The 13,249-nt window shown below is 62.5% G+C and carries 9 protein-coding genes; 6 read left to right on the top strand and 3 right to left on the bottom strand.

Going from position 1 to position 13,249, the window contains the following annotated elements:
* Together VFA16_RS03710 and VFA16_RS03705 are read left to right on the top strand one after the other, a co-directional pair.
* Positions 1-1,038: nicotinate phosphoribosyltransferase (locus tag VFA16_RS03710; protein WP_324966514.1), on the top strand; the 1,038-nt coding region annotated here is incomplete at its 5' end.
* Between the two features lie 17 nt (positions 1,039-1,055).
* Complete coding sequence (locus tag VFA16_RS03705; RefSeq protein ID WP_324966513.1) at positions 1,056-3,023, top strand: ATP-dependent DNA helicase; 1,968 nt, start codon at positions 1,056-1,058, stop codon at positions 3,021-3,023.
* Here the strand turns inward: VFA16_RS03705 and VFA16_RS03700 are convergent.
* Positions 3,020-3,730 carry a lipoprotein LpqH gene (locus VFA16_RS03700; protein ID WP_414687631.1) on the bottom strand — a complete coding sequence of 237 codons (711 nt, stop codon included), beginning with the start codon at positions 3,728-3,730 and terminating at the stop codon, positions 3,020-3,022. The two genes, VFA16_RS03705 and VFA16_RS03700, sit on opposite strands and share 4 nt — an antisense overlap.
* A 737-nt stretch (positions 3,731-4,467) precedes the next feature.
* Here VFA16_RS03700 and VFA16_RS03690 point away from each other — a divergent pair.
* The 4 genes from VFA16_RS03690 (at position 4,468) to VFA16_RS03675 (ending at position 10,454) form a co-directional block, all read left to right on the top strand.
* A complete protein-coding gene (locus tag VFA16_RS03690; protein ID WP_324966512.1) occupies positions 4,468-6,297 on the top strand; it encodes a S9 family peptidase in 1,830 nt (609 codons plus the stop codon).
* A gap of 284 nt (positions 6,298-6,581) precedes the next feature.
* A complete protein-coding gene (locus VFA16_RS03685) occupies positions 6,582-7,145 on the top strand; it encodes a hypothetical protein (RefSeq protein ID WP_324966511.1) in 564 nt (187 codons plus the stop codon).
* A 458-nt stretch (positions 7,146-7,603) separates the two neighbouring features.
* Positions 7,604-8,053, top strand: a complete 450-nt coding sequence (locus VFA16_RS03680) for a hypothetical protein (RefSeq protein ID WP_324966510.1) — start codon at positions 7,604-7,606, stop codon at positions 8,051-8,053.
* A 1,792-nt stretch (positions 8,054-9,845) separates the two neighbouring features.
* A complete protein-coding gene (locus VFA16_RS03675; RefSeq protein ID WP_324966509.1) occupies positions 9,846-10,454 on the top strand; it encodes a hypothetical protein in 609 nt (202 codons plus the stop codon).
* 630 nt (positions 10,455-11,084) lie between these two features.
* Here the strand turns inward: VFA16_RS03675 and VFA16_RS03670 are convergent.
* Together VFA16_RS03670 and VFA16_RS03665 are read right to left on the bottom strand one after the other, a co-directional pair.
* Positions 11,085-12,209, bottom strand: coding sequence for a BTAD domain-containing putative transcriptional regulator (locus VFA16_RS03670; protein WP_324966508.1), 1,125 nt, complete (start codon positions 12,207-12,209; stop codon positions 11,085-11,087).
* A 300-nt stretch (positions 12,210-12,509) separates the two neighbouring features.
* Positions 12,510-12,974 carry a DUF2510 domain-containing protein gene (locus VFA16_RS03665; protein WP_324966507.1) on the bottom strand — a complete coding sequence of 155 codons (465 nt, stop codon included), beginning with the start codon at positions 12,972-12,974 and terminating at the stop codon, positions 12,510-12,512.
* Positions 12,975-13,249: the final 275 nt, after the last annotated feature.

Below are 13,249 nucleotides of genomic sequence, written 5' to 3'. Positions count from 1 at the left end.
GGCTACGCCGAGGGGGAGCTGTATTTCCCTGGTTCGCCGGTGCTTTCAGTGCGTGGCAGCTTCGCTGAGTGCATCGTGCTCGAAACGCTGGCGCTGTCAATCTTCAATCACGACAGCGCAATCGCGTCGGCTGCCGCTCGCATGGTCAGTGCCGCGCGGGACCGTCCGTTGATCGAGATGGGCTCGCGACGAACGCATGAGCAGGCCGCGGTCGCCGCCGCCCGCGCGGCCTACGTCGCCGGGTTTGCCGCGACATCCAATCTGGAGGCCCAGCGTCGATACGGCGTGCCGGCGGAAGGCACCGCGGCGCACTCGTTCACCTTGCTGCACACGCATTCCGACGGGCCCGACGAGCTGTCTGCATTCCGCGCCCAGGTCGACGCGCTCGGCACGGGAACGACGCTGCTGGTGGACACCTATGACGTGACTACCGGCGTGGCCAACGCGGTGGCGGCGGCCGGCACCGAGCTCGGCGGGGTACGCATCGACTCTGGCGAGCTCGGCGTGCTAGCCCGCCAGGTTCGCGAGCAGCTCGACCACCTGGGTGCGACCCGGACCAAGATCGTGGTGTCCGGCGATCTCGACGAGTTCGCGATCGCCGCGCTGGGCGCCGATCCGGTCGACAGCTACGGCGTTGGCACGTCGCTGGTCACTGGGTCGGGCGCGCCGACTGCGAACATTATCTACAAGCTCGTGGAGGTGGACGGCATACCGGTGCAGAAACGCAGCAGCCACAAGGAGTCCCAGGGTGGCCGCAAGGAAGCGGTGCGCGTTTCCCGTCCGACGGGCACGATCACCGAAGAGGTCGTGCATCCTGCCGGTCAACCGCCCGGTCTGGCCGAGCCCTGCCGCGTGTTGACAGTCCCGCTGGTGCGCGGCGGCAAGGCGGTGGCCGATGTGGATCTCGGCCTCGCACGGGAGCTGGTGGCATCGGGATTGCGCAGCCTGCCGTGGGAGGGTCTGATGTTGTCGCACGGCGATCCGGCGATCCCAACCCGGCAGATCCCGGCCGTCACCCGTAAGCAAAGGCAGGAGTAGCCACGCCCGACCTTTCAGTGCCTGATCTGCTGGCCGTCGCGGTGGCCGCAATCGGCGGCAGTGAACGCAGCGGCCAGCTTCAGATGGCCACCGCTGTGGCGCATGCGTTCGAAACCGGAGAGCACCTTGCCGTCCAAGCCGGCACCGGCACCGGCAAGTCGCTGGCGTATCTCGTGCCAGCCATCGTTCGCGCAGTATCCGACGAGTCGCCGGTCGTGGTGTCGACCGCGACGATCGCCCTGCAGCGTCAACTCGTTGATCGCGATCTGCCGCAGTTGATTGACTCCCTCGCCGATGCGCTACCCCGTCGTCCTCGATTCGCGCTGCTGAAGGGTCGACATAACTACTTGTGCCTCAACAAAATTCACAACGGCGGCGAAGCCGATGCACCCCCGGACGAACTCTTCGAGCCGCAGGCCGTCACCGCGCTCGGCCGCGACGTGCAACGGATTACGGCCTGGGCATCGGAAACCGATTCCGGTGACCGTGACGAGCTCAAGCCCGGCGTGCAGGATCGGTCGTGGGCGCACGTGAGCGTGTCGGCGCGGGAATGCTTGGGCGTCGCGCGCTGCCCGTTCGGCAGCCAATGCTTCGCCGAACGTGCCCGAGCCGCTGCCGGGCGCGCCGAAATCGTCGTCACCAACCACGCGTTGCTGGCCATCGACGCCATTTCCGAATCGGCCGTACTGCCCGATCACGAACTGCTGGTGGTCGATGAGGCACACGAGTTGGTGGACCGGGTGACGGCGGTGGCCACCGGAGAACTGACCCCTGCCGCATTGAGTGCGGCGGCGCGGCGCGTCAGCAGATTGGTCGATCCGGAATTGGCCGAACGCTTGGAGACCACGTCCAACACGCTTACCGCAGCGATCCAAAACGCGATGCCCGGCCGCGTCGACTACCTCGACGACCAGCTGGCCACCCATCTGACCGCACTGCGCGACGCCGCCAATGCCGCGCGGTCGGCCATCGACACCTCGCCCAGCGATCCGAAGGCGGCCTCGGCGCGCCTGGAGGCCGTCGCCAGTCTGACCGAGGTCGGCGATACCGCGTCGCGGATCCTTGCGTCGTTCGCTCCGGCGATCCCGGATCGCGCCGACGTGGTATGGCTCGACCACGACGACAGCCGCGGCTCGGTCCGCTCGGCGCTGCGGGTGGCTCCGCTGTCCGTAGCCGGGCTTTTGCGTAGCCGATTGTTCGCGCGGTCGACGGTGGTGTTGACGTCGGCGACGTTGGCGCTCGGTGGATCGTTCGACGGCATGGCCACTGCATGGGGTCTGACCGGCGACGACGGAGAGAAGCCCCGCTGGCGAGGGCTCGATGTGGGATCGCCCTTCCAGCACACCAGGGCCGGAATCCTGTACGTCGCAGCACATCTGCCGCCACCCGGCCGGGACGGCACAGGCTCGGCTGAGCAGCTGGCCGAGATCGCGGAACTCATTGAAGCGGCCGGCGGACGCACCCTGGGCCTGTTTTCGTCTATGCGCGCGGCACGGGCCGCCGCCGAAGCCATGCGGGAACGGTTGTCCACCCCGATCTTGTGTCAAGGCGACGACAGCACCGCCGCGTTGATCGAGCAGTTCGCCGCCGATGCCGCCACATCGCTGTTCGGCACCTTGTCGCTGTGGCAGGGAGTCGACGTACCAGGCCCGTCGCTGTCGCTGGTCATCATCGACCGCATTCCGTTCCCGCGGCCCGATGACCCGCTGCTGAGTGCCCGCCAGCGCGCTGTGGCCGCGCATGGTGGCAACGGGTTCATGGCGGTGGCCGCCAACCATGCGGCGCTATTGCTGGCGCAGGGCGCGGGGCGGTTGCTGCGCGGCGTCGAGGACCGCGGCGTGGTGGCGGTGCTCGACTCCCGGATGGTCACCGCGCGCTACAGCGGCTATCTTCGCGCCTCGCTGCCGCCGTTCTGGGCGACGATCGACGCCGCCAAGGTCCGAAAAGCGTTGGGGCGGCTGCAGATCACGGAAAAGATGGCCTAGCTCGGGCAGGTCGCGTCGATCTCGAATGGTCTGGTCGTGGTGTAAGCGGACGCTGCGTCTGCAGCCGTGCCCTTGATCGTGTAGGAATTGCCGTCCTTCGTGGCGCTGGCCTGGCCGGGCTCAGGGCCGTTCGCGTTGAACTCCATTCCAAGCCCGGCGATGCCGTTTTGGGGATTGGGCGGCGGGCCTTGGGAAAACACGACCGAGTCCACATTTGGCGGCGTGCCAGGTGTGAGCACCACTCCGAAAACGTTGTTGATCCCGAACGCGAACTTGCCGTCGGGACGCTGCGCGCACCAGAGTGTGCCCTGCACGCTCTTCTCTTGACCGTCGATGATGATTCTCACGCTGCCGGCTGTGTGCGAACTCGACCCCGGCGGCGCAGGCACTGCGGGGGCGGCAGACGCACCGGACATTCCGGGTGCAGCGGCTCTGGGCCCTGCGGGCGCAGGCGCTGAGGGGCTCCCTCTGAAGATTGCGTTGCCGAAATTGAAGAATCCGAAGAAGAACAACAACAGTGCAGCGATCAGGAACAGGATGACAACAAGCCACCAAGGCACCCGCTTACGTGTCGGCTTGGCGGGCATCCGGTGCTCGGTCCAGCGAGTGCCATCCCAATACCGCTGACTAGATCCCTGCGGATCGGGATACCAACCCGCCGGCGGCAGCGGCGACGCCCTCCCAGCAGACCCAAATTGGTCTGGCATGACGTGTGCCCCCTTCTCCCGGGTCTGACCGTTCCCCTAGGTCGGCTCTCCCGCATTTCCAGCCCGCCGGCTCATCGGGCGCGCCCTCGGGCATAAGACGCGTGGTAGGGCGAGGGTAGACCCTCGACGGAAAGAAAACCGCAGATCGACTACTTGAGCGCGGCCCTAAGCGATCGCCGGGGACGCTTAACTCTCGCGAGTCATGAAGCGGCTGTGGAAGCCGCTCCACCGGTGTCCGCTCGGCCTCTTGCAAGGCGGTGTCGAGCATTTAGAGAAGTCGTAACTTTCGTCTCGTATCGCTCGAACCGAAATCTGTCTCGTAGACGAACCCGTAAGTGCCCCAATTGGGCCCGCAGCGGCGCACACCGTGTGCTCTCCCCGAAGTAAATGACGGTTAAGACGGGAAGGCAGGCCAGAATACCGATGGCGAGGCCCAATCCCACGTCGTAGTTGTCGGTCTGCCAGAGACCACTGAGACCACCCATTCCGCTGCTGGTTTCCTTTCTGAGTGAGCAGTCCGTGGCGATCGCGGTGGATGCTTTGCCGCTTTGGGTTTCGCTCGGACATGCCGAAGATCACAGCGGATGCTTGACAAATCCTTGGAGCTCCGACACCAGTCCCCAAACAATCCCGCTTCGGGGGTTCGGAGTCTTTTCACCCAGCTTCGTGAATTGGTCTGCCGTCAAGCTGCCGCCGACTTAGGATCTGAGCTCAACGCCGACAGTGGAGGCCCCGCCATGGCCGATGTGAAACTCATCCCGCTGGAGGTACTGCTAGGCAATCCGGAGCGCGCCGCGGCGCAGCTCTCGCCGGATGGCAAGCGCTTGTCATATATGGCGCCGCTCGACGGCGTGATGAACGTGTTCGTCGGAGATGCCGGAACGGGAGAAGATCGGCCAATCACCCACGACACCAACCGCGGCATCCAGGGTTACCTCTGGCCTCACGACAACCGCCACATCATGTATTTACGGGACAAAGACGGAAGCGAGAACTTCCGGCTCTACGACGTCGATCTGGAGACAGGCGTCGAGCGTGACCTCACTCCCCTCGAGGATGTGCAATGCCGGCTCATCGCCCACCGCAAGGACTTTCCGAACGATGTGCTCATCGGCTTGAACAAGGACAACCCACAGCTGCACGACGTCTACCACCTGGACCTGATGACGGGAAGTCTGGAGAAGATCGTCGGCAACCCCGGCTTCGTCGCCTGGGTCGTCGACACCGACCTGAAGGTGCGCGGTGCGGTGACGCCGCTACCGGATGGTGGCGCAGTGATCATGGTGCGCGATGACGAATCGTCGGAATGGCGACCGCTGCTGGAGGTACCGCCGGAGGACGCGGAGTCGACGGGTCCGGTCGCCTTCACGAAAAACGGCATGAGCATGTACATGCAGACTTCCCTCAACTGCAACACCGGACGCCTGGTGGAGATGGATATCGCGACGGGTGCAGCGGAGGTGATCGCCGAGGATCCGGTCTACGACATCGCGGGCGTGCTGTTGAACCCTGACACGTACGAGGTCGAGGCTGTGACGGTCTACCGTGATCGGCTGGAGTACCAGATCTTCGACGATGCGATCCGCGGGGATATCGAAGCGCTGCAACTACTTAGCGCGGGCGAACTGGTGATCAGCGACCGAAGCGACGACGACAAGACGTGGCTTGTCGCGTTCGATAATGATGCCGGACCCGTGAAGTTCTACACCTGGGACCGTAATGCGAAGGCGGCAACGTTCCTATTTGACCACCGGCCGCAACTCAACGAATATCCATTGGTGTCAATGGAGCCCTTCAGCTTTACCGCACGGGACGGGCTGACGATTCACGGCTACCTGTCCTTTCCAGCGCAGGTCGAGCGCACCAACCTGCCCGCGGTCCTGACAGTGCACGGCGGGCCATGGGCCCGCAACGGCTGGGGATTCGATCCTGAGGCGCAGTGGCTTGCGAACCGCGGTTACGTGTGTGTGCAGCTGAACTTCCGCGGGTCCAGCGGATACGGCAAGGACTTCCTCAACGCGGGCAACCGCGAGTGGGGAGCCAAGATGCACGACGATCTGCTCGATGCCGTCGATTACCTTGTCGCGCAAGGCATTGTCGATCGCGAGCGCGTTGCCATCTACGGTGGATCCTACGGCGGGTACGCCGCGTTGATCGGTGCGACGTTTACCCCTGACGTCTTCAAGTGCGCGATATCGATGGTCGGCCCGTCGAATTTGAATACGCTCATCGACTCGTTTCCCGAGTACTGGAAGCCGATGATCGCGATGTGGCACAAGCGAGTTGGCGAGGACAAGGACTTTCTGTGGTCGCGCTCGCCGTTGTCGAGGGTCGACGGCATCAGGATTCCCATTCTGATAGCCCAGGGAGAGAACGATCCACGCGTGAAAAGGTCAGAGTCAGAACAGATCGTCGCGGCCATGAAAGAGCGTGGGATCGATCACGAATACGTGATGTACGAGAACGAGGGTCACGGCCTGGCGAAGCCGGAGAATCGGCTGGACTTCTACCACCGGGCCGACCGGTTCCTCGCCAAGCACCTCGGCGGCCGCGCGGAGAACTCGTAGGTGCGGTTCTGACCCGCCGAGACCGCGATGCCGGCCTTTGATGGCGTCGGTCAGCCTACGGGGCCTCGAATTCATCAACCACGTCGAGAGCGGTTGCTGGCGCTGAACGCGGCCGCGACTTGCATTCGGAGCTTGGCTACCAAGTTTTCGACTGGCCTTAGGGGGCCGACCGCAAGAAACTCGCCAAGGACCATTCAAGAATCCTGCCGCACCCTACGCATTGTCGGCCACCACGACAGACCGCGGAGCACGATGGAGCGCATCCCGCGAGAAGGGACTGAGGAATGGGCACACACCCCTGGTGGATCTGGATCGTGGTGTTCGGCGTCCCAGCGATCGGCCTGATCGCGGGGATGATTGCGAAGAGCCGGAGCGGACTCGATAGAAAGGAGATAGCGGTAGCGCGCCGAGCGGCGCGGTCGCCCTTCGTCTTGTCCGCGTTGGGCATGATCTTGTTCCCCCCGTTGGGGTTGATCTTGCTCTTGTTGGTGTGTTTTGCCTATTACAAGCACCGCGCCGCCGTCAAGAACGTTGTCGGCTTTGACCCGAGAGAACAGAACCGCGCAGACGGTGTCATCTACCACTTCTATGAGCTGCGCATCACTAGGACCGAGCTGATCAAGGGCTATGGGACTGGCGCTCTGCGCATTCCGCTGCGAGGGCTCACCGCTACGGTCACGAAGACCGACACTGTTGACATCACGATCGAAGGGCCAGATACGAAGGTCGTGTACTCCATGCCGTATGACGTCATTGCCGGTTTCAACCCCTGGCGTGCGCGGCAGTTCGCCGCACTCCTGAACTACGAAGCGAGCCACCTAGGTGCACCGCCGAAGCAGCTGCAGTAGAAGCTGCCGACTACATCGGGCGCCCACAGGCTGAGGCGCACGAGAAGTCCACGAACGTGAGGCGTCTGCAATGCCATGCATGCGCAGCCGGTGCCAGTCGGCCAAAAGGCATTCGTATGCGAGCAATGCAAGTCGCAACTGAAGCGCCGTACTTGGCCAATTGACAGCCCCCTGACAGCAGTTAGCAAACTTCGCGTGTTCGTGCTGTGGCAGCGATGTCGTGTTTGGCATTGGGCCTTGACGGGCAAGAAGCCGTTCGTCGTCCTCATCTGACGCTGGAATGGATTGCGCGAAAAATACCTTCGCCACGGAGGCACCGACCGCTCCCCCCACGGAGGCGCCGACCGCAAGAAACTCCCCACGAATCTTTCAAGAGTCCTGCCGTAGCTTGCGCATTGTCTACCACCACGACCGACCTCGGAGCATGATGGAGCGCATTCGCGAGAAAGGCCTCACAAATGGCAGCAAAGAGCCGACGCGATAAGGAAGAGATGGCGCTACGGCGTCACGAGGCCGGGCTGGGGTACAAGGTGGCCTTAAGGTTAACCATCGTGGCCGCCTTGGTCGGCGGCATTGTCAGCTTGTTCGCATTTCATGCGCCCCTCTATATAGGGGGTAAGCTCGGGTTCCTCCTCGGCGGGTTCCTCATTTTCCTCATTTATGGCGGCCCTGGGTTCGCGCCCTTTTTCGCGTTATTTTTGATTCTCTGGTACAACCCGCCGCAGAAAAAAGTGCAGGAGAAGCCGCCGGCTACGTCAGGTGCTCCGCAGATCGACACGACTACCGCGGAGGTGAGGTGTCTGCATTGCCAGCATGTGCAGAGGGTGCCAGTCAGCCAAGAGACATTCGTGTGCGAGCAGTGCAAGGCACATCAGAAGAGCCGTAGTGCATCCGCTAACGGCAGTTAGCAGATGAGTCGTGTTGGTGCTGTCGCTGCGGTGTCGTGTTTGGCTTCGGCCGTTGACGGGCCGCAAGAAGCCATTCGTTGTCCTCACCCGACGGTGTCACCGACTGGCCTAAGCACATTCTTGATCTTGCAGACACCGCTCGTCGGACGGCTGCGGCTGCTATGCCGATCACGACGTCGTTGTGGAGACAGTGGTCCACTGTCACGTGAATGTCGGTTGGCTTCGCGGCACCGCCTGCCCATGTTGGCAATTGTGACATCGCGCGTTCGCGGACTTCTCGTGCGCATCAGTTTGCGCGGATCCCGACGTGGTAGGCGCCTTCTCCTGCGCTTCTACCTGCGGTGCATTCTATCGGTGAGGTCTCGGCCACAGTTCCTGCACACCTTGGCATCGCGGGTGAATTTCCCACAGGCCGCGCACTTTTTAAAGTATCCGTCGTTGGCCTTGACGCGCGAGACGGGCCGCGTCTCGGTCGTGTCGGTCTGCGGGGCACCCGTGCCCCGAGCCCGGGCGGCCAACTTGTTCAGTCGCGAGACACATGTGAAAAACACTGACGCCGCCGCGGCGGCCTGAAGCCAGCCCCCCAAGCCGCCGATCATCGCGCCGAGGATGAACGCCAAGACCCCTGCCAGCAGCCCTAAAAGAAGTCCGACGAATCGGAACTTCTCCGACCCTGACAATTGCCGCCACATCGCCACAACCTCCTAAACACTCGGAACCGCCGTATCCGAAGGACGAAATCATATGCTCCGCGTGAGGGTGCCGTAGTTGCCTTGGCGGATTCTTGGAAAAGCGCGGGCGGGCACGGCAACCGGTACGCAGATTACCAAGCAGGAAGGCGCTCAGCTATACGCGATTTCCAGATATGCGTTAACGGCAGGTCGCACATGCCTTCTACGGGGTATCTCAGACGAATCAGGGTGCCATCGTGTAGTTGCTGTTCTCGCCAATCCCAGAACGTCTCGAGCAATACGTCATTGACTGGTTGAAAAACACTTTAGCCATCGAGGCGCCGACCGCTCTTCCTACTACGGCGCCGATAGGCAGCTCGACCGAAGAAGCTCGCCAAGAATCTTTCAAGGATCCTGCCGCATCCTGCGCATTGTCTGCCACTACGACCGAGCTCGAAGCATGATGGAGGACATTCGTCAGAACGGACTCAAAAATGGCATTCAACGTCCTGGCAACCACCCCTGGCAACGTCGTCAAGTTGGCCTTCTTCGCCTGGCCATGGTTCCTGGGAACATATCTGGCCCTTCGGTTTGGAGCCGCTAACCCATCGCTAGCGCGAACGATCACCGGCTGGGTATTCGAGGCGCCATGGCTCGCGTTTTGGGCACTTATGGCCTTCTATGTGATAGCCCACCGGTCAGCAGCCCGAAAGCTCGCTAAAGCCCAGGCCGCAGAGAAGACCAACACGAGTACCACGAATGTGAGGTGTTGGGTTTGCCAGCATGTCCAGACGGTGCCAGTCAGCCACGAGGCATTCTCATGCGAGCAATGCAACGCACATCTGACGCGCCGACCCGCCCGCTAAGAGCAGCTAGCAAACGGGTCGTGTTGGTGCTGTCGCTGCGGTGTTGTGTTTGGCGATGGCCGTTGACGGGCCGCAAGAAGCGGTTCGTTGTCCTTACCTGACGGTGATAGCGATTGCTCGACGAAGGCTTTAGCTACCGAGGCGCCAGAAGTCCGCCAAGAATCTTTCAAGAGTCCTGATGCACCTTAGGCAACGCTATCCATCACGACCGACCTCAGAGCATGATGGAGCACATACGCGAGAAAGGCCTGACGAATGGGCACTCCCTGGTGGATCTGGATCGTGGTATTCGGCCTATCAGCGACCTGCATGCTGCGCGTCATGATTCGCGGGAGGATCGCGAGGAGCCAGCATGGACTCGATAGCGAGGAAATGAAGGTAATTCGTCGAGCGGCGAAGGTCGACAGCGGTGAAGTCATGGGCCGCATACTGGGGTACAGCGCTTTAGACGCTCTCGGATTGCAGCTTCTTCTCAATGTGATCCTCTTTCGCCAAGCCTCGCGCTACCGCAAGCACCGCGCCGCCACCAAGAAACTCGTCGCCTTTAACCCGAGAGAACAGAACCGCGCGCAGGGCGTCATCTTTGCGTTCCACGAACTTCGCCTCACTAGGACCGAGCTGATCAAAGGCTACGAGGAGAACGCCCAGCGCACCCCGCTGCAAGGACTCACCGCCACGGTGATAACGGGCCAGACTGTTCAGATCAGGATCGAAGGGCCCGCCACGAAGTTTGTTTACCGCGGCGCATTTGACGCCGAGTTCAATCTCAGGCACGCGAACCAGTTCGCCGCCCTCCTGAACTACGAAGCGAGCCTCCAAGGTGCACCGCCGAAGAAAGTGCAGGAGAAGCCACCGACTAGGTAAGGTGGCCCGCAGATTACCTGCAGTGGCTCGCGGGACGCGAAACTCATCCCGGGATGATCTCCGGGCCGGAGAAGAAATCAAGAACGGAAAACGTTCACTGCGAAGTATTACGCAGCGGACGTAGGCCCCGCTGTTGGAGCTATTGCAAAGATTCTCGCGCTATTGGGACGTATTACTGGTCAAAATGGCTGGGCAGCAGCTGGTTGCGTGCTCGCGGTCCTTGCCGTGGTCCTCGGCGCGGTGTGGTACGTCCGTGGTCGCACGAGCAACGAGGAAGACGCACCGCCGCCGACCGAGTTTGAGGTACCCCCGCAGGAAACGCGGCCAGTCGCGCGCGTCAAGACCGACGACGGGTACTACAAGAAATGTGCGGCCTGCGGGAAATTTACCCAAGGCGCTAAGGTGTGCAGGCACTGTGGCCGCGACCTCGCCCATAGCGCGTGAAAAATGCAGGAGGAGCCGCCGATCGCGTCAGATGAGCCGAAGGCTGACGCACACGAAAGTAAGGTGTCGAAAGTGTCATTGACTCAAGACTTTTTCACCCGCAGGTTATCCGAGCCGCCGTTGAGTCAATTCGGCCCAGGTAGCAAGCACCAATAGGGCTCAGGATCGGCAATATGGCTGATCTGGTTATGGCTGGAGCTCAAAGGTGAACTCGTGGCCGCAAATGCGGATGTGGTCATCATCGGCGAGCGTCGCGCTGGGATCCAGTCGCCGACCCCGCACCAGCACACCGTTGGCTGACCTCAAATCGATGATCATGAAACTGCTTCCAGTATCGATGATTACGGCGTGATGCCGACTGACCTCGGCGTCGTCGAGGACGATGTCATTGTCTGCCAAGCGCCCTATCCGCGTGGCCGGTGCCTGTAGCGGGTAGCGCTGTCCGGCGGGATCGCGCAAGCCGGCGACCGCAGACTGGCGGCTGAAAACGGTGTGCGCGGTGGCAAGGGTGCGGGCCGCCGTGGTCTTGGCGGCGTGCCTCGTGTCCAGGCGCTCCTGGCGGAGGATTCGCGTGTGCAGCGCCTCGATCGTGGGGCCGGGGTCGATGCCCAAATCCTCGGCCAGCACCGTTTTGAGCCGCCGGTAGGCCTCGAGAGCGTCGGACTGGCGTTCGGCCACGTAATAGGCGGTGATCAGCTGCGCCCACAAAGGCTCACGGTAAGGATGCTCGGCGGCAAGTACTTCGAGCTCACCGATCACGGCATTGGCGCGTCCGCAGGCGATTTCGGCTTCAGCGCGGGCGCTATGAACCGACACGTTGTCATCAGTCAGCGCGGCGGCGAATGGCTCGACGAAAGCGAAATCGCGTAAGTCGTCAAGTACCGGTCCGCGCCATTCAGCCAGCGCGGCTGCCAGCTGGCTGCTGGCCTGATCGAATTGTCCTGCGGCGGCGGCCCGAAGTCCCGCCGTCTTTTTGGTGATGAAACGGTCTAGGTCGCAGTCGCCGTCGGCGACACTGAGGCGATACCCCGGGGGTGCGCTGGCTAATAGCGTGTGCGCGTCCACCTCGGTGGCGCCCATGATCCGGCGCAGGTTGGAAATGTAGGAGTGGATGCTTGCGCGTGCCGCCGGCGCCGGGGATTGATCCCAGGCGGCGGTAACCAGCGAATCCGTGCCGACCGCGCGATTACGGTTGATCAGCAGCATGGCGAACACCGCCCGCTGCTTGGGCGTACCTAACGCCACTGGCCTGCCGGCTACGGTCATCGACAACGGTCCCAGGAGACCGAACTCGAGGCGACTATCGGCCATGGCGCTTCGAGCCCTCCAGATCATCGACGATGTCAGGCTCTTATTGTGACGCGGCCGCGCCAACCGGTGACGACGATCGCCGACTTGGGACCTCGGCCACCCGCCGCGTACTGACGTCAGTCGGCCGGCCCCACGGCGCTCGCAGCAACCAACGCCGCTTCACCCGTCGGGCAAGCGGCGCCTTCGCGCAGGGAAGGTATGCCGATTGCTGCAATCCAGCTAGACCATCGCCGGCAGTGCGGCGATCGGCAGAAGCTTCCAGAACACGGCGCAGTCAACACCGCGCGGACGATGTCGGCTCTACGCGTAACCGTGGGCTTGGTTCTGCTTGACAGCCTCCTGGTGGCATGCCACTGCTGACCAGATGTAGAGGCCGAGCATGGGGATCACTCCGATAAATAACGCGAACATCAAGATCAAAATGACTGGCCACATACAAAGCATGATGAGGCACGTCTTCCTGTCGCCCCCCATCAGGAACAGTACGAGCGGCGGCAGCAGGAGGCCGCCAATTGCGTAGAGGATTGGCATCTTGTACACGTAGGAGTTGCCGGGAGGCTGCTGAGGCGCGTTAGCGGCGACGCCTTGGTTTCGGGGCAACGGCGCCAGCTTTGCCTGGGCAGCCGGTCCTCTGGTGGAAGGTGCGGCGACGCTCGGGGGTGTGGCGGTCATGTCTTGGTGCCATTTTTGGCCGTCCCAATACATTTGGCCACTCTTGCCGGTGGGGTCCTTGTACCAGCCAGCTGGCGGTTGTTGTGTCGTCATGGTCTTTGTCTTCTTTCGGGCGAGATTGGGGTCAAGTGCCGTGATGGCGTCGGTTGGTCGCTGTAACCGGTCGGTGCGGCCGGTACACAAAGGTTCCGGCAAACGGCTTGAAGGATTCTTGGCGTATTCCTGCGGTGCGGCCCGGCACAGAGCCGGGTAAGGGTGCCGATGGCCCCTGCGTGGGGCGCCCCTGGTTAGCGCCACGCGGCGGTGGAGCACTGCGTCCTAATTAGCAGGCGTTATCAGCGACATGCTTGATCATCACGTCTCCTCAC

This window comes from Mycobacterium sp. (genome assembly GCF_035653355.1).
Lineage (GTDB): Bacteria > Actinomycetota > Actinomycetes > Mycobacteriales > Mycobacteriaceae > Mycobacterium.
Note: the sequence above shows the minus strand (reverse complement) of the source record. Positions and strands in the feature narration are given on the sequence as shown.

Coding starts and splice junctions, on each gene's coding strand:
- VFA16_RS03670 (WP_324966508.1), bottom strand. CDS start 12,209: ATGGCCGATAGTCGCCTCGAGTTCGGTCTCCTGGGACCGTTGTCGATG.
- VFA16_RS03665 (WP_324966507.1), bottom strand. CDS start 12,974: ATGACGACACAACAACCGCCAGCTGGCTGGTACAAGGACCCCACCGGC.
- VFA16_RS03675 (WP_324966509.1), top strand. CDS start 9,846: ATGGGCACTCCCTGGTGGATCTGGATCGTGGTATTCGGCCTATCAGCG.
- VFA16_RS03690 (WP_324966512.1), top strand. CDS start 4,468: ATGGCCGATGTGAAACTCATCCCGCTGGAGGTACTGCTAGGCAATCCG.
- VFA16_RS03680 (WP_324966510.1), top strand. CDS start 7,604: ATGGCAGCAAAGAGCCGACGCGATAAGGAAGAGATGGCGCTACGGCGT.
- VFA16_RS03700 (WP_414687631.1), bottom strand. CDS start 3,730: ATGCCAGACCAATTTGGGTCTGCTGGGAGGGCGTCGCCGCTGCCGCCG.
- VFA16_RS03685 (WP_324966511.1), top strand. CDS start 6,582: ATGGGCACACACCCCTGGTGGATCTGGATCGTGGTGTTCGGCGTCCCA.